Here is a 23896-nt window from a genome sequence, read left to right on the forward strand (position 1 = left end):
ATGAATACCTTTAATAATACTTCAGCAGAAAAAAATATTCTCGAACAAATAGTTGATGATAAGCGCATTGAAATTGATGCTTTAAAAATAAGCAAACCTTTAGCCAGTTTCATTGATGAACTGGTACCAACCACTAAAGATATGTACGCAGCATTAACTAGAACAGCAGATAAACCCCACGCTGGATTTATTCTCGAATGCAAGAAAGCCTCACCTTCTAAAGGGCTAATCCGTCCTGATTTTGATGTTAAGGCAATTTGCCAAATCTATGATAAATATGCTGCCGCTATTTCAGTGTTAACTGATGAAAAATATTTTCAAGGTAACTTTGATTACCTAAAAACGGTCACGCAATCAGTAAAGTGTCCTGTACTTAATAAAGACTTCTTTGTTGATAGCTATCAAGTTTACTTAGCAAGGTATTATGGCGCTGATGCTATTTTATTAATGCTTAGCGTATTATCAGATGATGAGTACCTCGAATTAGCCGCCGTTGCTGAGCAATATAACTTAGCCATATTAACTGAAATTTCTACCTATGATGAACGCGACCGAGCAATCAAGCTTAATGCGAAGATGATTGGTATCAACAATCGAAACTTACGTGACTTAAGTACCGATATAGCACGTACCTTTGATTTTGCTCCTAGCTTGCCGGACGATAGAATTATAATTTCGGAGTCAGGTATATACAATAATGCACAAGTTAGAGAGCTAGCCCCTGCTGTTGATGGTTTTTTAGTCGGCAGTTCACTGATGGATCCTAAAAACAATGTTTATCAAGATATTGATTTAGCATGTCGTAAGCTTATTTATGGCAACAATAAAGTTTGTGGATTAACTGAAGAAAAATACGCCAGTGCTGCAGCTGGTGCTGGCGCACGTTTTGGCGGCCTTATTTTTGCAGAGAAATCTCCTCGTTATGTGACAAAAGCACAAGCTAAAAATATTATTCAAGCATCGCCAAAATTAGAGTATGTCGGCGTTTTTGTGAATGAAGAACGTGCAGAAATTATAAGCTTAGTGAAGGATTTACGTTTAAGTGCGGTGCAACTGCACGGTAGTGAAGACAATCATTATATTGCAGCTTTAATTGCCGAGCTTACTGAAAACGACTGTAGTTTTTGTCAGGTGTGGCAAGCAAGTCCAGTAGCGCAAAACGTGCCTTTACTTAATAAGTATGTAAGTCATCACGTACTTGATGGCCAAAGCCCTGGCAGTGGTCAGTCGTTCGATTGGCAAGTATTAGCCTTAAGTGAGCAAAACTTATCAAATAGCTTTTTAGCTGGCGGACTAAATAATGACAATATTAGTCAAGCCATTGAGCAATTAACCCATGTAGATTTATTTGGCCTAGACCTGAATTCAGGTGTTGAAGATAGCCCAGGTATCAAATCAAGCGAAAAACTTATTCAAATATTTTCGCAAATTAGGAATTATTAAGATGTCAGATATAAAACAAGAGACTCCAGATAACACAGCGAAAAAAAATTACTTACCAGCCTACTTTGGCGAGTTTGGCGGCATGTATGTTGGCGAACTATTAGTTCCAGCGCTAGAGCAATTAGAACAAGCTTTTATCGAGTCTCAAACCGATGAGGCCTTTTTAACTGAGTTCAATAATTTATTAACCAAATATGCCGGACGGCCGACACCATTAACTTGTTGCCGAAATATTGTAAAAAACCCTCTCGCTAAAATTTATTTAAAACGTGAAGATTTATTACACGGTGGCGCTCATAAAACTAACCAAGTTTTAGGGCAGGCTCTGCTAGCCAAACGTATGGGTAAAACCGAAATAATTGCTGAGACAGGTGCAGGCCAGCACGGTGTTGCAACGGCTATTGCTTGTTCATTGCTTGGCTTAAAATGTAAAGTTTATATGGGTGCTGTTGATTGTCAACGTCAACAACCTAATGTCTTTCGTATGAAATTAATGGGGGCTGAAGTTATACCGGTAACTGCTGGCTCTGGAACATTAAAAGATGCTGTTAATGAAGCGCTCAGAGACTGGTCTGCAAATTATGAAAATGCCCACTACTTACTAGGCACTGCTGCTGGCCCACATCCCTTCCCTACAATCGTTCGTGAGTTTCAAAAAATGATTGGTGAAGAGGCAAAAGCACAGTTCCTTGAAGAAGAAGGTCGTTTACCTGATTATGTTATTGCTGCTGTGGGTGGTGGTTCAAATGCCATTGGTATGTTCCACGACTTTATTCATGAAGAAGGCGTTAAGCTTATTGGTGTTGAAGCAGGCGGTAAAGGCATTGAGACCAAGGAACATGGTGCTACGCTTGTTGCTGGATCAAAAGGTATGTTGCATGGAAATTACACTTACATCATGCAAGATGATTTCGGTCAAATTCAAGAATCTTACTCTGTATCTGCAGGCTTGGACTATCCTGCTGTAGGTCCTCAACATGCATTCTTGAAAGACACTGGCCGTGCTCAATATGTGGCAATCAATGATGATGAAGCGTTGGCCGCATTTCAAGCCTTAGCAATGAACGAAGGCATAATTCCTGCACTTGAATCATCCCATGCACTTGCCCAAGCATTGAAAATGGCAGAATCGGTCACGACTGAAACTATTTACCTTGTAAACCTTTCTGGTCGTGGTGATAAAGATTTAGCTCATGTACACGCTATTCTTTCACCTGATGAAGCTGCATCAGCACAAACAGTTAAACATAGAGGAGAGGCATAATGTCACACTCAAGAATTCAACAAGCTGGTGCCCGTTACCAAGCTTCGTTCGCGGCACTGAAAGAGAAAAACGAGCAGGCTTTCATTCCATTTGTCATGATTGGCGATCCTAATGCGGATCAATCTTTTGCTATTATAAAAAGCTTAATAGATGCTGGGGCAGATGCACTAGAATTAGGCATTCCATTTTCTGACCCAAGTGCTGACGGTATAACAATTCAAAAATCGGCATTGCGCGCTTTAGATGCCGGTATTAACACTAATATATGCATTGATATATTAAAACAAGTTAGAGAGTATGCTCCGCAAATTCCTATTGGCTTATTGTTATATGGCAACCTAGTTTTTGCACGTGGTATTGATACATTTTATCGTGATATGAGCGATGCAGGTGTAGACTCAGTGCTAATAGCTGACGTGCCTATTCGTGAGAGTGAACCGTTTAGAGAAGCAGCGTTAAAGCATGGCATAGCTCCTATATTTATTGCTCCGCCTAACGCAAGTGATGACACTCTACGTGCTGTATCTTCATATTCTAGAGGTTATACTTATGTTTTGAGTCGCGCTGGTGTGACTGGTGTAGATAATGCTGAAAGTCCAAAAAACACAGTGGTAACCACCGCAAATAAGTTAATCGATAATTTAATGAAATATCATGCAGCTCCACCCATTTTAGGTTTTGGTATTTCAACACCACAACAAGTTAAAGAAGCACTTAAAGCAGGTGCTCTTGGTGCTATTAGCGGCTCTGCAGTAGTTAAAATAATTGAAGATAATTTAACTGATAATAACAAAATGCTTAACGAACTGAGCCATTTTGTTAGTGATATGAAAGCCGCAACTAGGTAAGGCTTGGATAAATGAATTTTGTTTTCAAGCTATAACTCACTTGAGACAATAAAAAAGGAGCAAGGTTATTGCTCCTTTTTTATTACTTATTTATTAGTGTTGCTTTAAATTCTGAGCATGCGGAAAGATAAAAACACTATTATTAATGTTAAGGTGATAAACATTAACGCTAAAAGATGATAAAAAAATCGTTGTGTTTTTATTTTTACACGTGCTAAAAAACCCAAAGAGCAGTTGTCCTCACTTGGAATATTTTGAAAAATAGACAATAAAATATTAAAAAGTAATAGCCAAATGCAGCCAACAAAACTTAATATTTCGCAAGATACTGCTACTTGATTTTGGGATGGTACTTTTAACAATTGAGTAATGATAAATCCAACTAGAAGTGCAGCCAACAGGTAGCTTAATCTGCGAAATGGTTGCAGCTTTGTCGCAATGTCCCCTAGAAAATTCAACATTTTTGATCTCAGAATAAAATGACTAACTTTAGAATAAGCGATTATCATAACGGTATATACCGGTTAACCATAATTTAATTGATCATTGAGAACGCTGTAATTACTAAACTAAATAAACTGAGAAAAATATTTATCACTAAACATAAAAAATGCGACTGGTAAGTCGCATTTTTATTACTAGCTTATATGATGCATCCTGCATACATATTTAATGATCTCAGCTCTTCCTTGAGTAACTATCCTTAGTTTACCTAATTAGATAATCTCCTTATATAAACATCCATTTTAATAGCTATCCATAACTATCGTCTTCCTGACCTTGGTGATCCTTACCAAGCCACATCCATGTTCATATCATCCATAGTGGCATCCTACCACTAGACTTCATCCTTAAAGCCTCCCTGTTAAACCGTATTTTAAATAACACCAAGGCATCAATTAAAATTAAAGCATCCTGCTTCAGGTTTTCCCTCTATCTTTTACAAGCATCCTTACTAATATCTTCCTTGAAGTGCGTCCATTGCATCCTGTTTTCTCAACTTAATCCGTAAGTTATGTTTACTGTCCACAGTAATTCCTTAAGCTACTAGTTCCAATTTAGTAACTTGCATCATCCATAATCGCATTACAAGTAATGTTGAAGCTTCCTGCTCCTTGTCTTCCTGACAAGATTAATAATATGCCTAAATTTCACTTATCGAAGCTTATTAACAACATCGCTCTCAAGTGTAAAAGTAGCTTAATGATTAGTATCTATTATTAATCCTTATTAATCATTGAGATAAATCAATCCTCTTCTCTATTACAGCAGTAATTGCCAAGATATCTCACAGCAGTGTAAGACATGTCTTATAAAATAATAATCCTTTCACGGTTTGTGTTTTTAATAATGAATAGTGGATTGATTAAGTAACTTGAACTCTGGATAATGAGTACTTGATGTTTAAATAAAAACAACAACTTAAGGTTGTTAAGAACAAAATTTGCAAGATTAAGTAGAAATATGCTCTATCAATTTATTCAATTATCATGGCAAAACGTTTATGAATAACGGGTTATTTATCGACGTTTTAACGCTTAGAATCTGATAAAGGGAAATATTGGGCCAGTGCTGCTTATCCAGATCTCAGGTTAAGTAAGAAAAGATAAGAATGAATCGGAGGTGGGCGAGTAGGTATTTATAAAGCTATCATTTACAACTTACAAATAAAAAATGCGACTCGTTGAGTCGCATCTCTATAACTAGCTTATACGGTGCATCCTGCACACATATTTAATAATCTCTTTTCTTCCTTGAACAGCTATCCTTAGCATATCCTTAGCATATCCTTTATGAGTCCACTCATATCCATTTGGGTAACATTTAAGCACCACATTTAATCATCCATGATTAATGTCTTCCTGACACTTCACTCCTTAAATTATATCCTTCAACAAATCCGTGTAATTTATCCTTTAATTAACCTTCCTTAGTTAATTTTCCTTATTAATAGTCATCCATAACAACTGTCTTCCTGACCTTGGTAATCCTCACCAAGTCACATCCATGTTTGTATCATCCATAGCGGTATCCTACCACTAGACTTCATCCTAAAGCCTCCTTGTTAAACCCTACCCTAAGCGATACCAAAAGTACCAATTAGAATCAAAGCATCCTGCTTCAGGTTTTCCTTTTATCTTATTCAAGTATCCTTACTAATAACGTCCTTGAAACGCATCCATTGCATCCTACTTTCTCAACTCATCCTAAGTTATGTTTACTGTCCTCAGTAAGTCCATTTTTTGCCGTTCAGTCCATTAAACAACATTTATTTTCCTTAATTACATTACAAGTAATGCTGAAGCCCCCTGCTCCTTGTCTTCCTGACAGGATTAATAATACAGGTAAACCTTAGTTATCGAAGCTTGTTAACAGGTATGCTTTATTTGTAAAAATACTGTAACAGAGAAGGCGGATTAAAAAACCCTATAAATCAATAGTATACCAATTTACATTTCTATATTTCAGCTAGGATTGCCAACATATCTCACAACGTTGTAAGACATGTCTTACAAAAAAAATAGCACTTTTTCAGTGCTATTTTTAATTAGGGAAATAATCCGAGACAGGTGACAGGGAATTTCCCCCTCAATGTGAGTTAATCAAGCCCATCTATCGCACTTAATTTCGATAATGAACCATCACAGCACCACATACATTTCCAACAGTAACCTCTTTGACTGTTTGATAATCAACATGTTTAAAAAACTCTTTAAACTTCCCTGAGGTAGCATAAACAGCAACCCCTTCGCTATCAGGATGCTCATCAAGTACGGTATTCACTGCTGCCATTAGATAATGACCAAACCCATGTTGTTGATGCAGAGGATGAACAGCAATAAATGATAGGAAATGGAAAACCTTTAAAGGCACTGCGGTCAAAACAGTTTGCTCTTTTTGCATCATCTGCTTAGTACTAAAGTAACCCGCATTAAGTAACATTTTTAAACGCCAATGCCAAAATCGATCACTGGCTAATGTTTCATCTGGGCTATTTATACAGGCTACCCCCACCATAGCTTCGCCAAGGTACAAACCAATCATAGGCTGTTTAGCTTGCCAAAAAGCATTGAGTTCTTCCCTAATAGCACCACGAAGACGTTGCTCATAATCCTCTTTGTCACTATTAAATATTTCTAAAAAAACCGGATCATCATGATAAGCTTGATATAAAAGTGATGCCGCTAATTTCAATTCATGTGCACTCAAATAAGTCGCTCGAATATTAACGTCTTGATTCAAGTTACTATCAATTCCATTTTCAACAGTTTCTGTCTCACTCATTACTTTCTCCTACTCTGGCGGTGGGTAATTTTTATCTAACAGCTCACAATAACAGCATAATTTCGAATAGGTCAAATATAATTAGTTTAAAAATCAACCATAACTATACAATTTTAGGCAAAAAAATACCCCGCTATGCGAGGTATTTAAAGGTAAGGCTGTAACCTATAATTAGTTGGCACTAACCTGTTGGGCTTTTGAATAATCACCGCCATTACCCGTTTCAATTAACTTACCATCAATAAACTGTAAGAAAGTACATTCGTCTTTTGTTGTTAGGCCATCTTTATGTATACGTTGAGTACGATAATATAAAACGCGCACAGTACTGTCACCGTCAGTATAAGTCTCAGAGAAATCGGCCACCCCTAGTTTCTCTTGCATATCCATAAAAGAAGCACCTAACTGTACTTTTGCTATTTTTTTACGATTTTTATACGTTCTGTCTTCACTATCTCCAATAAAGCCATGATCCATTCCATCGTCATTTATTTTAATGACACAACCAGATAAAGTCATGGCCAGTGGTGCCGCGATAAGTAAAGCTATTATGGATTTTTTCATGTGTAATATTCCCTAAAAGTACAATGTTATAATTATGATAATTCTTCAGTTATCAAAAGCAATAAGCAAGCCAATGAGCTAATCAATTGAAAATATTGAATTTTTAAAATAAAACAAATGAATCTCAAGACTTTTTTAGTTATATTGGCTAAAATATAGTTAATTTAATTAATTCTTTTTGAAAAGTAAGTAAAATGACAATTATTGATGAAATATTAATCTGCGCAAATCAACTTGCCAACGATGGTAAAAAACCTACTGTTGCTTTAGTAAAGGCAAAGTTGAGTCAAAGAGCTCCATTAGCCACGTTAATAACCACGCTAAAAAACTGGCAGCACCAACCTGACTTTATTACGCCTAAAATTAAAGGCGATGGAAAAATAGAGCAGGATGAATTTACAAATAACTCCTCCGCATTACTCGACTCTCTTATTGATAGTGGCGCGATAAAAAAAGTAATTCAGCAATCATTAGATCAAGAGTTAGCAGAGATAAAAAATGAATTAATCACCATGCAATTACAAATTAAACATTTAACTGAGCAACTAAATACAAAAGACAGTACTTAATTTATCTCTCGATCACTAGACTATTTGGTGTTAATTGATTTATAAAATTGGCTAATGAATCACTAAGCTTTTTATGTGGCTTGCAACCTACACGCTCAACCCAAACTTCACCGTTGGTATTATCAACAGAGATAATCATATCTTCTTCATCTGTAACCGCGAAAAAAACCGTTTCGGCTTGTTTTAATCTTTGCTTCATTAATATATGACCGATGATATTCTCTTGTAGTCGGTCAAAGTCCTCTTTATTCCAAGCAAAAAGTAACGATAACTGTCCTTCGCTGCACGTTGCCTCAATTTCACCACTGAAAATAGTGGTAAAATAAGTTTTAATATCCTGATGTAACACGATATTTAATGCGGATTCAACATTATTAAAAGAAAGTAATATTGGATTGTTATCAGTCACTTTTGAGCTGTTCACAGCAACTGGTTGCCAACAATGGTGTTTTTCATCATGTGGGCTTAATTCACAAGGTGATAACCACTCTTCATCATGCTCGATTAGAGGTAAGTGCCCTAATAGCTCAATATGTTGTTGACCGTAGTCTTTACCGAATTTTAAAAGTACTTGCGCTAAAGTTTTATTTGTAGATGTCATATAAAGAAAAGATCCTTTAAAATAGCAAGATGTTAGCTCACTACTGAAAATTTATGGCCAATTATCAAAATGCAACGGAACTAAGCAAATTAACACTGGGTAAAAGTACACAATATTGCAGCGAATATACCCCAGATTTACTGCAAGGAGTACCTAGAAGTTTAAATAGGGATGACTTAGCACTAGAATCAAGCAATTTACCCTTTGTTGGCGAAGATGTATGGTATGGTTTTGAGCTCTCATGGCTTAATGAAAAGGGTAAACCTGTAGTGGCGGTTGCTGAATTTCGCTTTGCCTGTACCAGCACTAATATTGTTGAGTCAAAATCTTTTAAACTCTATTTAAATAGCTTTAATCAAACACGCTTCGCCAGTATCAAGCAGGTGGAAGAGATCTTAACTAAAGATCTTTCAAACATAGCTGGCTCACCAGCAAAAGTAAGTTTATATGGCGTCGATCATTGCCCCGCTTTAGATATAGCCAAAAAGCTAGACAATTGTTTTTGTATTGATGGTGAAGATATTAGTATTGATCATTATCAATATGATCCTGAGTTGCTGGTTAATGCACAAGATAAAGAAGAAAGCACTATAGTCGAAGAACATTTAGTCAGCCACTTATTAAAATCAAATTGTTTAATAACCAACCAGCCTGATTGGGCAAGTGTTTATATTCAATATAGTGGTAAAGCTATTAATCATGCCTTACTGTTGAAGTATTTAATTTCTTTTCGTCAGCATAATGAATTTCACGAGCAGTGTGTTGAAAGAATATACTGTGACTTACAAAAGTTCTGTCAGCTTGAGGAGTTAACCGTGTTTGCACGCTACACTCGACGTGGAGGATTAGACATTAATCCATTTAGAAGTAGCCATACTAATCAAGCTCCTTTTGCCAGAACATTACGCCAATAACCTATTTCATTTATACCTCAATAAGTAGCATTAAAGCGATAAAAAATACGCTTTAATGCTACATCAATGGTGCGTTATTTCTTTTCTGGAAAGTCTAGTCCTGTCCATGCTTTAAAGAAGGTTTTTTGCTCATTTTTTACTTTGTTCATCGGAATTATTTTCAGTTTGTTTTTAGCTATGCTACCTAGTTTAATCTTTGCAGTAACCAGCTTGTCTCGTCGAAAGTAAGTGATAGTGATAGTTTGCTCTGGCTTGAAATCTTTTAATCTATCTGCAAGCTCTTTTTCAACCATACGTAACTCATCAATAGCAACAATGACATCTTCTGTAGTGAGCCCAGCATGCCATGCTGGACTATCTTTCTCAACAGATGAAATAACTAAACCATGAGTGCCGAGTTTAGTTTTAAGACCTGTCCATACTTTTGATTGATTTTTCGATTTATCGCTAGTATTTTTAGCATAACTCATCTCTAAACCTGCTTTAGCAAGTAGAGCGTTAAAATCAATTGTTTTTGTACCTTGGATGTTTTCTTGCCACCAAGTTTGGTAATTAGCGCCTGTTAGTTGCTTTAAAATAGCTAAAACATCAGTTTCATTATAGCTTTTTGGCAGTCGATATTGCTGATATAACTGGTTATGTACATTGCGATAATTTTTACCTAAGTCTGTTTTATCGAGAATATCAAAATCTAGTAACCAAGAAGCTAAAAATCCTTCTGCATAGATATTAACACTATGATTATTACCATAATCTCCTCCCTCACTAATCCAAGCATCAAAACTTGCTTGTGCCACACTTTGACTTGCTTTGCCCGGTTTATGGATGTTTGCCGTGATACGTTTAGCAAGTGAAGTAAAAAACTCATCTGCTGTCATCAAATTACCGCGTAATAAAAGTTGATATTGCAAGTAACTAGTAGAGCCTTCCACTAGCCATAATAAATTAGAATAATTTTCTTGTTGGTAGTTATAAGGCACAATACCTTGTGGGCGGTACTGCTTTACATTCCATGTATGAACAAATTCATGCGCAGCAACAGCAATAAAGCTAAGGTAATCTTTACGGCTAGAAAATTTAAAACGTGATCGTTGAATAATGGTTGAATTAACATGCTCCGTTGCGCCGCGAGCGCCACTTGTTGCATGTACCATAAAGACATAACGCTTAAATGGGTAACCCTGCCAAATATGCTTACTTTGTTTTACCAAGACCTGCAGGTCAGATACCATCTTGGCGCTGTCGTAATTACCTTCCCCCCAAATAACCAGCTCATATTTTCGGTTATCGACATTAAATTCATGATGTTCATTTATACCTGTTTCAATGGGTGAATCAATCAATTGATCATAGTTTTTTGCTATAAATTGATGGTTACTTTCACCTGACGAAAGTCCAGAAAAACTATGCCAAAGTTTAGGTACAGAAAGTTGCACTTTATGCTCTTGCCCCCTAGTAGCCTTACTGTACATGACTACTGCAGAACTATCTAAAAATGCATGGCTATCATCAATATGGCGAGTTCTTTTTGATAACTCATTAGCATAAACTTGGTAACTTAAATGAATTTTTTTATTTGCTGTTCCTGTAACTTGCCAAGTATGTTTATCAATTTTGCGCCAACTAAGCTCATTACCTTTACTGTCTTTAGCATTAAACTGACGAATGCCATTCGCTAGATTTAACGTCTGATATTTACCTGTTCGCCAAGTAGGTAAATAAAATTTAACTTGTTTAACATTGGCTTGCTCGAATTTAAGTTCAACTATAGCTAGGTGATGCTCGGGATGCTCTATGTTAATGTTTATTTCTACGCTCGCGTGAGCAGATAGTAGTTGTGCAAAAAATAAAGATATTGCTATTATTAATTTGGTTTTATAGTTAAGCACTTGCTTCAATTCTCTCATTATAGGTTAACAAAGGGGGGGGATTGTAAGGTTAAACTATTTTAACAACGAAAAAATAGTTATTGCTAGGTAAAATTAACAAGGACCAATGAAAGTTATTTTCAACTCTACACTGATAAATAGAGCTTTTATGTTGTAAATTGTCTTATACTAAAGCAAAGTAAATGCCATTATCTGATCATTTAGTGAATGGCAATCAGTAACCATCCTATTTGCTACTGATTAAAGTACTAACTATCCCTCTATGTAAAGGATTTATTGGTTTTATGAATGACAGTTCTGTTGCCAAAAAGCAACTAGTGGCACTTAAAAGAAAACTTGATAGCGCAATCGAGTCTCGTAGTTCACTAGAAGATGATTTTAATCTGCAATCAAATCTGCTCATTCAATTTATTGGTAAGTTAACACTTATCTCTAAAGGTATTGATCTTGAGTTAGACAATCGTTTAGCACAATTAAGAAGTTTATTTACCAAGTCAGCCCCCATCAGTGATATTGAAAATAAAATTGCTGTAATTACTAAATTATTACAGCAGCACAGCATCACAAATGAAAAGAACATTACTCATATGCATGAGCAATTTAATCAGGCAGGGGGAAATTTACAAAAAATAAATGGTTTACCTGATAATTTACGCAGAGATTTGCGCGGATTATTAACGGAGACAAAAGAAAGTAAAGATGCGCTGATTCAATACATTCCTTTACTAAGTAAGTTACTAGTTTTTTATGATCTTGCGCTAAAAGCCAAAAATGGCTTGCCTAAACAAGGCATTTTGCAAGCTCCTTCAGTAATCTCTGCTAATAACGATTTACCAATTAGAGGCAACCTTGTTACATTTGACTCTACTATTCTTGAAAAAATATCTGTATCACTGAGCGCATTGCCACTATCTAAAGCACACACCAATGATTTGTTAGCCATTAAGAAACAGCTAATGAGTGATAAGTCTAGTGATGAAGTACTTAATCACCTCATCGACATATTTGATGTGATTGTTGCCGATTTTAAAGATGAACAAAGTAGTGCCAAGAATTTCTTAACCAGTTTAAGTGCGACGCTTACAACAGTACAAAGCGCAGTAAAAGAAACTATAGTAACCCAAGTAAAATCTCAAAAAACCAATGAAAAAATCAATCAGAAGCTACAAGGTCAACTGATTGATATGACTGGAACTGTGGAGAAAGCACTATCATTAAATCAAGTTAAGGAAGATATTAATGAAAAGTTGCAGTTTATTGCTCATACATTAGAGCAAAAATCAACTTTTGAGCTACAAAGTCATCAACGGTTAGCTGATAAACTCAATGATATGTCAGCAAAGGTACAGCGGCTTGAAGATCAAAGTAAAATATTTGAACAAAAACTTGCCGACCAACAGCGTAAAAGTATGCAAGATGCTCTGACAAAACTTGCTAACCGAGCAGCATTCGATGATTACTTCGCTAAGGCGATGGTACGCTTTCATCACAAGCCTTTTCAATTAGCTTTAATTGTTATTGATATTGATGACTTTAAGAAAATTAACGATACTTATGGGCATACTGCCGGTGACAAAACTCTGCAAGTTATTGCCAACACTGTCGTTAAAAGTGTCAGTAAAGGTGTTTTTGTAGGTCGTTATGGAGGCGAAGAGTTTGTATTAATTTATTCTAAAACTCAAGAGCAAGCCTTAATAGAAGAGCTCAATACTTTAAATAAATACGTTGCGCGCCTACCCTTTAAGTTTAAAAGTAATAAAGTTAGCATTACCCTTTCAATTGGCGCAACCCATATTAAAGCGGATGATAATATTCATATTGCTTTTGAACGTGCTGACCAAGCAATGTATACCGCTAAAAAACAAGGTAAGAATCAAGTTGTTTACGTTAAATAGTTGAGAATATATAAATCTTATTCGCTGTTTTAAAACCTCACCAGTAATAACAGTATTTCACCGTAAGTATTAATAATTATCATAAAAGGAGCGAGTTATGCATACTCAAATCAACCCCGTGGGAAATATGAATTTGCTATCACAAGCTGAAGTAGATCAACTTCAGCAATCGGTAAGCAGCCCCTTATATACTCTTTACCGAAATTGCTCCCTCGCAGTACTTAACGCAGGCTCTAATACCGACGATGCTGAAGAAATTTATAAAAATTATCGTTCTTTTGAAATTCAAGTGCTAAGGCGAGAACGTGGCGTAAAAATTGACCTAAAAAACCCGCCAACTGACGCCTTCGTTGATGACAAAATAATTAGAGGCATTAGAGAGCACTTATCCGCCGTATTACGAGATATTCTTTTTCTCAATAACCGTTACAAAAAAATGCCTTCCTCGTCAGAAGAAATAACTGATGCAACGTTTGATATTTTAAGAAATGCTAACGTCATCCTACCCGAAACTGAAGCTAACTTAGTTACCTGCTGGGGCGGTCATTCAATCAAACACAATGAGTATAAATATACTAAAGATGTCGGTTACCAACTTGGTTTACGTGGCTTTAATATATGCACTGGTTGTGGACCTGGCGCAATGAAGGGCCCAATGAAAGGCGCTACAATAGGTCATGCTAAGCAACGTATTAAAGAAGGACGTTATATTGGCCTAACTGAACCAAGTATTATTGCTGCTGAGCCACCAAACCCCATAGTTAATGAATTGGTCATCATGCCTGATATTGAAAAACGCTTAGAAGCATTTGTACGTATGTCACATGGTATTATTATTTTCCCTGGTGGTGCAGGAACAGCCGAAGAGTTATTGTATATTTTAGGCATTATGCTCAATGAACAAAACGCCGAGCAACAGCTGCCAATTATCCTGACTGGCCCACAAAGCGCTCTTGAATATTTTAACGAAATAGATGCTTTTATTGGTGCAACCTTAGGAGAAAAAGCACAAAGCTTATATCAAATAGTGGTCGATGATGCCGTCAAAGTTGCGCAAGTAATGAAAAGTGGCCTTGATAAAGTGCTGACTCATAGAAAAGCAACGGGTGATGCCTTTCACTTTAATTGGTCCTTAATGATAGCAGAAGATTTCCAACACCCTTTTGAACCAACCCATGAGAATATGGCTAACCTTAGTATTAGTCATAAACTATCAACAGCTGAGCTTGCGGCAAACTTACGTCGCGCTTTTTCTGGTATAGTCGCAGGTAACGTTAAATCAGGCGGTATTAAAGCGATTAGGGAGTTTGGACCCTTTGAGATATCAGGGGACAAAAAAATAATGGCATTAATGGATAAACTACTTGCTTCATTTGTAAATCAGCAGCGTATGAAGTTACCGGGTAGTAAATATATCCCTTGTTATAAAGTTGTTGAGGATTAACATTGTCCGCTCATTTAATATTGATTGATGCACTAAACTTAATTCGTCGTGTGTACGCCGTTCAAGAACGACCTTTTATACAAATAAAACAGCAACACGATGACGAATTATCTTCTAGCACGTTAAAACAAGTACTATTTAATACCCAGAAGACTTGTGTAAATGCTTTAATCAAGATTATCGACCAGCATCAACCAACTCATGCTCTAGCTGTTTTTGATAGCCAGCAACCCTGTTGGCGCTATCAACTTTTTGATGGTTATAAAAAAGGTCGCAAGAAAATGCCAGATCACCTTGCGAATAAGCTAACGGATATTCAAGATGCTTTTATGGAGCAAGGTTTTGATTCATTGACTTCGGATGAAGATGAAGCTGATGACCTTATTGCAACTTTAGCGGTAAAAATGGCACTGCACGGCCAGAAGGTTACTATTATTTCCACCGATAAAGGTTTTTTGCCTTTGTTAAGTCCAAACATTCACCTTTATGATTATTTTAATCGTCGTTATTTGGATGAAGAACATGTAAAAAATAAATTCAATGTAAAGTCTACTCAACTGATCGATTTTTGGACCTTAACTGGCGACAACACCAATAAGATTGAGGGAGTAAGCGGTATTGGGCAAGTTACTGCGGCTAAGCTACTTAATCAGTATGGCTCATTAAAAGCCGTCCTCAACGCGACAGATTTAAAAGATTCGCTTGCTGAAAAACTTGCATTAAGCGTAGAACAAATGGATTTAGCACGAAAACTGTTAACCTTAAAACAAGATATTCCCTTAGGTTTTAATCTAAAAGACATCCGCTTAACATCACCTTCACCTGCCCTAGAAATTAGTGGTAATATAATTGCCATCAATGGCGATAGAAACTAATTGTAAAAGAAGAAAAAACATGAATAAAAAGGTAATCAGTCGAATTCTGCTCGCGCTAACGGTTTATGGCATTTTTGTTGCTCTTGTTGTTACCTTTTATGACGACAGCCCGGATCAAATGAAATGGGACGACAGAGAAACTTATAACCGCCAATTTATTGCTAAAATAAAATTAGAAACATTTACCTTTGAACAAGCATTGAGCCAATTAGGTAGCCCTGATATCACCGAAGCAAGAACAGTTGACGAGGTTAAATATCAAGTGATGTTTTACCGCACTCAGCATGTGAAATCTGATGGTATTACCACCCAAGATGAATGTAGCTTTTTACTTTTCGTCAACGGCACTTTAAAGGAAATTGGCCTAGGAAATAATTACCCTGAGCAATGGGGTATCATCAAAAATCATCTCACCATTGGTAAAAAATTACCTATTATAGACTAAAGTCAATTTGCTAGTAATAAGTTAAGCGACTACTATCATTTGTTAAGTTATTACACCGCCAGAGAGTTTAAGTTTGGCGGTAACAGTAAAAGCTTTCAAGCTCGCTTACATAGCATTGCTATGATATAAATCACTCCAATAAAGCACTAAGCTGACCACTTAACCACTACGTTTTACTGAAGTGGTTAAGTGGTCAGCTATGCATTACACACTTAATTATATGTATGTCGTTGCTTAGTAAAAGATTAATAGACGATGTATACCGTAAAATACTCTTTCAAATTATGATGACAAGGTGAACTTAATGACTAAACAAACCATCACGGTAATTCCTGGCGACGGTATCGGTCCGAGCATTATCGATGCCACTATTAAAGTATTAGATAAAGCAGGCTGTGACTTTGATTATGAATTTGCAGATGCAGGTTTAACAGCTCTAGAAAAACATGGTGAATTAGTCCCTGAAGATACCATTAAACTTATTGAAAAAAATAAGGTGACTTTAAAAGGGCCATTAACAACTCCCGTTGGAGAAGGTTTTACTTCAATCAATGTGACCTTGCGTAAGCAATTTAAGCTATACGCAAACTTACGCCCTGTTTTGTCTTTTAAGGGTACTAAAGCACGCTACGAAAACATTGATATTCTAACTGTTCGTGAAAATACCCAAGGCATGTATTCAGGTGTTGGCCAAGTTACCTCAGAAGATGGCACAGAAGCCCAAGCAATGAGTATAATTACTCGTGACGGAGCTGAAAAAATATTAACCTTTGCTTATGAGACTGCACGCAAAGAAGGTCGTAAAAAAGTTACTGCTGTGCATAAAGCGAATATTTTAAAATCAACATCGGGTTTATTCCTAAAAGTTGCTCGTGAAGTTGCCCTGCGTTACCCAGAAATTGAATCAACAGAGATGATTGTTGATAATTGCTGTATGCAACTGGTGATGAACCCTGAGCAATTTGATGTCATAGTAACAACGAACCTGTTCGGTGATATTTTGTCAGATTTATGTGCAGGTTTAGTTGGCGGACTTGGTATGGCTCCAGGTGCTAATATAGGTGAAGATTGCGCCATTTTTGAAGCCGTACATGGTAGCGCACCAGATATTGCCGGTAAAAACTTAGCTAATCCAACCTCTGTAATTTTAGCCGCAATTCAAATGCTTGAATATTTAGAAATGAGTGATAAAGCAGAAAAAATTAGAGCCGCTATTACTGATGTTATTGCCTCTGGAGATAGAACAACAGGTGATTTAGGCGGTACTCATGGCACAACAGACTTTACTGATGCTGTGCTTGAAAGGCTGTAAATTTCGCATGTTTTTTTTACGCCATCTGTAAAACTAGCAATAAGATAAGCATCAAAGAAACGGTCAATATTTATGATTAAAATATTGATCGTTTTATCATTCTACCGCCTATAACCGTTACTACCTGATTTTAATTCTACTTTCTAAACAAGCTCCTGCCAGCTGAATAAAACTTCTATAGTGGTTATTTGTACTTCGTTAACCTGGGCTCTGGATAAGCAGCACTTGCCCAATACTCCCCGTCATCCGATCCTCAGCGTTAAAACGTCGATAAATAACCCGTTATTCATAAACGCTTTGCCTTGATAATTGAATAAATTGAAACATTAATAGAGTATATCGCTATTTAATCCGCTATATTTTATTTTAAATAACCGTAAACTGTTGTTTTTACTCAAACATTAAGCACTCATTATCCAGAGTTCAGGTTAGATACTTTGCAAAGTATTTAAAGTCATCTCAATAAACTTACTATGACTTAAGCCAAATGGCGGTTAACAAAAACAGCAAGCAGTATGATTTGTTACATTTTCACTACGAAAATATAGTTTTCAATTAAAAATCGAATGTAAAACAAACAGCTACTTCTATTTTTATCGACTATACTTACCAAGCACTCAAATGCGAACGGTAATCATTTAACAAGATTATACGGGGTTTTATTCCATGGAAAGTGAATCAAAAGGATTTATCATGAAAATCAAACAGAAACTATTACTACAAGCGGTATTACTTGCACTAATACCTGCAACAATCATTGCTATTGCCATCACGTGGCAAGCAAATCAGTCCTCTTTTTCGGCGCTAGAAGAAAAAGCTAAAGAGCAATTAATCTCTCTTAGGGAGCTAAAAAAATCACAAATAGATGACTATTTAAAGCAGGTTTCCGGACAAGTATCCACGCTAGCTAAAAACCCTACGGTAAAAGATGCAGCGACTAGCTACATAGATGCATTTAACCAGCAACTTATTTCGTCAATAGAATTAAACACTGCTGAAACAACACTGCAACAATATTATCAGAATGAGTTTACTCCTACTTTTGATAGTAAAAATTCTGAGCAAGCAAATACCAAGGAAAAATTTTCACAACTAAGTAATAAAGCAAAATATTATCAAGCAAGATATATTGCTGATAATCAGTTTGAGTTGGGAAATAAAGACAAACTATTAACCGCTGGTGATTCTGCTTATGACCAAAGCCATCAGCAATACCATCCAATGTTCAGTGAGTATTTACAACAATTTGGCTATTATGACATTTTTATTGTTGATGCTCAGTCTGGTCATATTGTCTACAGTGTTTTCAAAGAACTTGATTATGCTACTTCTTTGAAATCTGGCCCTTATGCAAATTCTGGTATTGCTAAAGCATTTAATAAGGCATTAACCCTTAGTGGAGATAACACTAGCTCTTTAGTTGATTTTGAAGGGTATTATCCGTCATATAATCAACCGGCATCATTTATTGCCTCTCCAATTAAAGATAATAATGGCGTAACCAGCGCAATATTAATTTTCCAAATGCCTATTGATGGCATTAACAAAATAATGACCAATAATAACCAATGGCAACAAGTTGGCTTAGGTTTGTCAGGAGAAACCTATTTAGTTGGCTCTGACAATAAATTACGCAGCGAAAGCCGCTTTCTAATAGAAGATAAAAAAAATTACTACAAAGCATTAGCCGCTGCTTCCCATCAACCTAATCTTGATAAAATAAAGGGCTACGCCTCTGCAATCGGCCTACAATTTGTAGAAACCTTAGGCACCCAACGAGCATTAAGTGGCAGTGCTGATTTTGCTCAATTTAGTGATTATCGTGGTGTCGAAGTACTATCGGCTTATACCCCGATAAAATATGGTGAACTTACTTGGGCATTGATGGCAGAAATAGATGTTTCCGAAGCTTTTACTGCGGCAACAAAGTTAAGTAGTAACTTACTATTCTATTGTTTAATTATATTAGCCATTACTGCTTTGTTCAGCATTATCATCGGCCTAATAAGTACTAATAAATTAGTCCAACCGATTAATTCACTCGTTGCTAGTATTACTAACATAGCTCAAGGTGATGGTGATCTTACCGCCAAACTTGATATAGCAAAACGTTCTGATGAAATTGGTGACATAGGTAAAGCTTTTAACCAGTTTGTCAGTAAAATTCGTCATATCATTATTGATATTGATCATCACGCAGTACAACTTGCTTCTTCTTCTGAAGAGTTATCTGCAGTGACCTTAGAAAGTAATAATATTGTAATTTTACAAAAAAGGAAAACTGAGCAAACTAGCCATGCTATGTCTGAGTTTAATGACAGTATTAATGAAATAGCCGATAACTCATTACACACGGCAGAGCTGACGAATGAGGCAAATGGTGAATCTTTAAAAGTAGCCGATCTTTCAGCAAATGCTCATTTAGCAATTAATGGGCTAGGAGACTCAGTAAGCAGCGCCGCTAAAGAATTAGAGCAGCTCAATAGCCAAGTTGAAGATATTAGCTCTGTGTTGAGTGTTATTGATAATATTGCCGAGCAGACCAACTTACTCGCCCTTAACGCCGCTATTGAGGCTGCGCGTGCCGGTGAGTCTGGCAGAGGGTTTTCAGTGGTTGCCGACGAAGTACGAACACTGGCCGGTAAAACTCAAGAGTCCACCATAGAAATTCAAGAAAAAATTAAGCGATTAAAAGCATCATCAAGTCAATCAGTTGCCGCAATGAAAAATGCGTCAGACGAAGCAAATAAAGGTATAAAATTGGTGATGGAAACAGCTAGAAGCTTAAAAAACATTTCAGCACTTGTATCAAATGTTAGCAGTAAAAACAGTGCTAATGCTACGGTAGCAAAACAACAAAGTGTCAGTGTTAATCAGGTTCATCAAAATATTATTGATATAGCCGAATTTACCGATAGTAGCTCAAGTGCCGCTCAACAAACTTCACAAGCATCTGAAGAGCTAGCAAAACTTGCCGTTAATATGTCTAATATAGTACAGCAATTTAAATACTAGTCGCGTTTAGCTAAAGGATTAAATTTTAATTAATGACGACAAGCAGTGAATAAATACCAACACTGCTTGTCTCTTTCTTATAATCTATAAAAACATATATTAGCTATCGTTATTGGCCAAAGGAGCTGGAGAAAGTAAACGGGCATGTACAGTAATTTCTTCACGATCATAATAGAGGTGTTTAGCATAAAGTTCATACTTGACATCATACTTGCTAAAAGCATCTTTTATCGATTGTAAATCATTGGTAACCTGCTGATAACGACCTTTCATTGGCAGCTTAAGATTGAACATAGCTTCTTTGCAATACCCCTTAAGTAACCATTCACTCATCAGCTTAGCCACTCGCTGCGGCTTCTCAATCATATCACACACCATCCAATGGACATTATGCTTCATTGGTATGTATTTAAAGCCATCCATCATTTTATGCTTTACTTGACCTGTTTCCATTAAAGACTCTGCCATAGGGCCATTGTCTATAGCGGTAACCATCATGCCACGGCGAACCAACTGATAAGTCCAACCACCAGGTGCTGAGCCTAAATCTACGGCATTCATACCAGAAGTTAACCGTTCATTCCACTCATCACGAGGAACAAAATATAAAAAGGCCTCATCAAGCTTCAAAGTAGAACGACTCGGTGATGCGCTAGGAAACTTTAATCTCGGAATACCCATTACATGTGGTGAACTATTACGGGCTAATGAAAAGCCTAGAATCACTTCCTGTCCACTAAGAAATAGCGCATGTAAAGTAGCGCCATCGGGATCATCTGCTGAATTATTACCTTTCTGGGTAAGTATTTTGTTTTTACGCAAGGCTTGACGCAAAGGTACCGACAGTTTCCGGCAAAACTTACTTAACGATTTGCCATCATTATCATCGGCCATTTCCATGCGTAAATCGCTATATTGCCATTCATTGCCTAAGGCTTCGGTAATGGCTTCAACACGATTGTAATCAGGTAATGTTATTTTCTCAGTGACGGTAACAAACCACTGACGAGCGAAAATAAGTCGCTTAAGCGGCAGCTTATTCATTAATTCTTCGCCATGTTTACTTTCTTGTAAGTGAAAAAAGACTAAACCTTGGTTTTTCTTTAGTTCTAAATAGCCATACATTTCATTCCAAGCTGCTTTTTCTTGAATTTCTGCGCCACACTCTTTTTCAAAGCCTGGTCGACAAAATAATACGATGGAGGTCATATGTGATTTTTACCTTATATATCTTACGGCCGAAATAGATAATGGGCCAAAAGAGTATTAACACTACAACGAGTGTCGTTAAAAATTATTTTTACTTTCAATTGCTAGTAATAGCCAAGCTAACGCAAACGCAATACCACCGAAGGGGGTTATTTTACCGATAGCTGCAAGTTCAAAAAATGATTTAATATATATTACGCCGCAAAAAAGCAAAATTCCGGTGACAAAAGCAATACAAGCACTAAGTAATACCTTAGAGGGTTCAGCTACTTTCAGCCAAACTAATGTTACTAATAACGCAAGCGTATGAAAAAATTGATATTGTAGTGCTGTTGCTAAGCTAGATTGTACATTTACTGGTAATGTTTGACCGCCGTGAGCCAGCCAAGCGCCGAATAGTACAGAAAAACAACCACTGATACCAACAAAAAACATCATACTTTTGAGTAAAGTAGTGCTAGCCGCTAATTTTAGCTGTGGCTTATTTATATTAGTGCTGCTCACGTTAGGGCTGTTCATAATTTTTCCTCATGTTCGACTTTGCTATCTAAAAGTACCTGATTAATAAAGTAGACAATTTCCTCAACAGCGCACTTCATATGAGCCTGCAAAGTAAAACCTGATTTAACTCTGGGTTTGAAACTGTGATCGCCATCAGCTAAAAACACACACTGGCAGTGCTCAGCCAGTTGATAGCTGAGGATCTCTTCTTTATTCCCCAAGGTATCGCGGTCACCCTGTACAATGAGGATTGGCTTACTAGCACCAAACAATGGTTCAAGTCGAAGTTTTTCTGGTTTTTTCGTCGGGTGAAACGGATAACCTAAACAAAAAACAGCAGATATTTTATTGAATAAATTGACATCTAATACTTCAGGGTCCGCCACTAAGTTTGCTGCTACTCTAGAACCCATTGATTTTCCACCAATGAACAAAGGCAGTTCCTTATTACTGCTGTGTTTAACTACATGCCCAACAACGGCTTGATAACAAGGCAACAACTTAGGCATTCTATCTGGGGGATATTTTTTCCCCGTTAGTGCCCTTTTATCCATAAATGGAAAATTAAATCGTATTACATTGATACTTGCCTTATTAAGTAATAAAGCAATTTTAGCCATAAACTCGTGAGTCATATTTGCACCAGCACCGTGTGCAAAAATCACCTGTGCGGTAGCATTGTCGACAGTATCCCAAATTATATTGATATCACAGCCATCAACTCCACTTATAACTTGTGATTTTACTTGAATATTTACTTGTCTCTTTTCTTGCATTGATGCCATTAACTTATTTGTCCATCGGTGATTTGCTCTTGCTCTGCTTCTACCATGTCTAACATCCACTGCCTAAAAGCATCAATTTTAGCATTATCTTTTTGATTCTCACGACATACTATGAAATACGCATTTTTACTCACTAGAACATCATTAAAGGGGCATACTAAACGGCCTGAATCAATATCGGGCTTGGCCAGTACACTATAAGCCAAAGCAACACCCTGCCCGTGCAACGCCGCTTGTAAAACCATGGCAGAATGACTAAAAATCGGCCCATGGTTAACGTTGGCGCCTTTTACGCCAACTTGTTTAAACCAGCGTTTCCAGTCTTTTCGCGATGTATCATGTAGTAAATTATGTTCTGACAAGTCGTCTAAAGACAACAGCGGCGGTTTACCATTAGCCGAGTTTTCTTGTATTAATAGTGGAGAACAAACGGGAATGAGGTATTCAGTATTCAGTTTATCGGCATGAATATTTGGCCAGCGCCCACGACCATAATAAATAGCAACATCGACATCTTCGGTCAATGAATTCTCTGGTTGGTCAACCGCCTTGATCCTAACATCAATATCTTCATGTAATGCATTAAAAGCGGTTAACCGAGGAACTAACCATTGAATGGCAAAACTCGCTTGTGAACTTACGGTTATCGCCCCTTTGGCACCACGAGCTAATAAGCGCTCCGTAGCTTCATGTATAGAGGTAAAAATATCTTTTATATCTAAGTAATAAGACTGCCCCTCCTCAGTGAGCAGCAAGGCTCGATTTTTTCGCATAAACAATTTAATGCCTAAATGCTCTTCTAAAGCTTTAATTTGATGGCTTATTGCTGCTTGCGTAACAAAAAGCTCTTCTGCTGCCCGCGTAAAGCTGAGCTGCCTTGCTGATGCTTCAAATGCTCGCAAAGCTTTTAGGGGTGGGAGTCTATTAGCCAAAGGTCACCTGGTAGTTATTTATATCATTAAAAATATGCGCGTAAAAACTGCATAAAAACCTAGAAAGGGAGCATAACAATTATTCATTAGTTTTTCTAATGAATAA

Annotated in this window: 19 protein-coding genes; 11 read left to right on the forward strand and 8 right to left on the reverse strand. The window is 36.8% G+C overall.

From position 1 onward, the window contains the following. From trpCF to trpA, 3 genes are read left to right on the forward strand one after another with little or no spacing between them, the layout of a single operon-like run. Positions 1-1443 (forward strand): bifunctional indole-3-glycerol-phosphate synthase TrpC/phosphoribosylanthranilate isomerase TrpF, encoded by a 1443-nt coding sequence (trpCF, locus tag GAB14E_RS17770; RefSeq protein ID WP_033081114.1) that lies wholly within the window; start codon positions 1-3, stop codon positions 1441-1443. Position 1444: 1 nt separating this feature from the next. Further along, positions 1445-2707: a tryptophan synthase subunit beta gene (gene trpB, locus GAB14E_RS17765; RefSeq protein WP_033081115.1), complete on the forward strand. Its 1263-nt coding sequence runs from the start codon at positions 1445-1447 to the stop codon at positions 2705-2707. Next, positions 2707-3555, forward strand: a complete 849-nt coding sequence (gene trpA, locus GAB14E_RS17760) for a tryptophan synthase subunit alpha (protein ID WP_033081116.1) — start codon at positions 2707-2709, stop codon at positions 3553-3555. Before trpB ends, trpA begins: the two co-directional genes overlap by 1 nt. Positions 3556-6177: 2622 nt before the next feature. On the opposite strand, the gene GAB14E_RS17755 is transcribed toward trpA, so the two are convergent. Both GAB14E_RS17755 and GAB14E_RS17750 read right to left on the reverse strand, forming a co-directional pair. Then, positions 6178-6840 carry a GNAT family N-acetyltransferase gene (locus tag GAB14E_RS17755; protein ID WP_052093488.1) on the reverse strand — a complete coding sequence of 221 codons (663 nt, stop codon included), beginning with the start codon at positions 6838-6840 and terminating at the stop codon, positions 6178-6180. Positions 6841-7011: 171 nt separating this feature from the next. Further along, positions 7012-7404 carry a DUF3192 domain-containing protein gene (locus GAB14E_RS17750; protein WP_033081117.1) on the reverse strand — a complete coding sequence of 131 codons (393 nt, stop codon included), beginning with the start codon at positions 7402-7404 and terminating at the stop codon, positions 7012-7014. A 194-nt stretch (positions 7405-7598) separates the two neighbouring features. Between GAB14E_RS17750 and GAB14E_RS17745 the strand changes: the two genes are divergently transcribed. Beyond that, positions 7599-7973 carry a hypothetical protein gene (locus GAB14E_RS17745; protein ID WP_033081118.1) on the forward strand — a complete coding sequence of 125 codons (375 nt, stop codon included), beginning with the start codon at positions 7599-7601 and terminating at the stop codon, positions 7971-7973. A gap of 1 nt (position 7974) precedes the next feature. Here the strand turns inward: GAB14E_RS17745 and syd are convergent, their stop codons facing one another. Further along, entirely contained in the window at positions 7975-8574 is a 600-nt protein-coding gene (gene syd / locus GAB14E_RS17740; RefSeq protein WP_033081119.1) for a SecY-interacting protein, read from the reverse strand. Positions 8575-8627: 53 nt separating this feature from the next. Between syd and queF the strand changes: the two genes are divergently transcribed. Continuing rightward, positions 8628-9488, forward strand: coding sequence for an NADPH-dependent 7-cyano-7-deazaguanine reductase QueF (queF, locus tag GAB14E_RS17735; RefSeq protein WP_033081120.1), 861 nt, complete (start codon positions 8628-8630; stop codon positions 9486-9488). 74 nt (positions 9489-9562) lie between these two features. On the opposite strand, the gene GAB14E_RS17730 is transcribed toward queF, so the two are convergent. Next, complete coding sequence (locus tag GAB14E_RS17730; RefSeq protein WP_052093489.1) at positions 9563-11395, reverse strand: M61 family metallopeptidase; 1833 nt, start codon at positions 11393-11395, stop codon at positions 9563-9565. Positions 11396-11661: 266 nt separating this feature from the next. On the opposite strand from GAB14E_RS17730, the gene GAB14E_RS17725 reads away from it, so the two are divergent. The 6 genes from GAB14E_RS17725 to GAB14E_RS17700 all read left to right on the forward strand — a co-directional run bounded on the left by GAB14E_RS17725 (position 11662) and on the right by GAB14E_RS17700 (position 20363). After that, a complete protein-coding gene (locus tag GAB14E_RS17725; RefSeq protein ID WP_033081121.1) occupies positions 11662-13272 on the forward strand; it encodes a GGDEF domain-containing protein in 1611 nt (536 codons plus the stop codon). 97 nt (positions 13273-13369) lie between these two features. Beyond that, positions 13370-14716, forward strand: a complete 1347-nt coding sequence (gene ppnN / locus GAB14E_RS17720; RefSeq protein WP_033081122.1) for a nucleotide 5'-monophosphate nucleosidase PpnN — start codon at positions 13370-13372, stop codon at positions 14714-14716. A 2-nt stretch (positions 14717-14718) separates the two neighbouring features. Continuing rightward, positions 14719-15591 carry a flap endonuclease Xni gene (xni, locus tag GAB14E_RS17715; protein WP_033081123.1) on the forward strand — a complete coding sequence of 291 codons (873 nt, stop codon included), beginning with the start codon at positions 14719-14721 and terminating at the stop codon, positions 15589-15591. Between the two features lie 19 nt (positions 15592-15610). Next, positions 15611-16036, forward strand: coding sequence for a DUF3192 domain-containing protein (locus GAB14E_RS17710; RefSeq protein ID WP_033081124.1), 426 nt, complete (start codon positions 15611-15613; stop codon positions 16034-16036). Between the two features lie 304 nt (positions 16037-16340). Then, positions 16341-17348 (forward strand): isocitrate dehydrogenase, encoded by a 1008-nt coding sequence (locus GAB14E_RS17705; RefSeq protein ID WP_033081125.1) that lies wholly within the window; start codon positions 16341-16343, stop codon positions 17346-17348. Between the two features lie 693 nt (positions 17349-18041). After that, the gene (locus GAB14E_RS17700; protein ID WP_033081126.1) at positions 18042-20363 is read left to right on the forward strand and encodes a methyl-accepting chemotaxis protein; all 2322 of its coding nucleotides are present in this window, start codon (positions 18042-18044) and stop codon (positions 20361-20363) included. A 99-nt stretch (positions 20364-20462) separates the two neighbouring features. On the opposite strand, the gene rlmM is transcribed toward GAB14E_RS17700, so the two are convergent. The 4 genes from rlmM to GAB14E_RS17680 all read right to left on the reverse strand — a co-directional run bounded on the left by rlmM (position 20463) and on the right by GAB14E_RS17680 (position 23790). Further along, positions 20463-21572, reverse strand: a complete 1110-nt coding sequence (gene rlmM, locus GAB14E_RS17695; RefSeq protein WP_033081127.1) for a 23S rRNA (cytidine(2498)-2'-O)-methyltransferase RlmM — start codon at positions 21570-21572, stop codon at positions 20463-20465. 78 nt (positions 21573-21650) lie between these two features. Beyond that, on the reverse strand, positions 21651-22091 hold the full coding sequence (locus GAB14E_RS17690) for a DUF423 domain-containing protein (protein WP_081967719.1): 441 nt from the start codon (positions 22089-22091) through the stop codon (positions 21651-21653). Next, a complete protein-coding gene (locus tag GAB14E_RS17685; RefSeq protein ID WP_231561986.1) occupies positions 22088-22858 on the reverse strand; it encodes an alpha/beta family hydrolase in 771 nt (256 codons plus the stop codon). Before GAB14E_RS17685 ends, GAB14E_RS17690 begins: the two co-directional genes overlap by 4 nt. Continuing rightward, complete coding sequence (locus tag GAB14E_RS17680; RefSeq protein ID WP_033081128.1) at positions 22858-23790, reverse strand: transcriptional regulator GcvA; 933 nt, start codon at positions 23788-23790, stop codon at positions 22858-22860. Before GAB14E_RS17680 ends, GAB14E_RS17685 begins: the two co-directional genes overlap by 1 nt. Between the last annotated feature and the right edge of the window lie 106 nt (positions 23791-23896).

Source organism: Colwellia psychrerythraea (assembly GCF_000764185.1).
GTDB lineage: Bacteria > Pseudomonadota > Gammaproteobacteria > Enterobacterales > Alteromonadaceae > Colwellia > Colwellia psychrerythraea_B.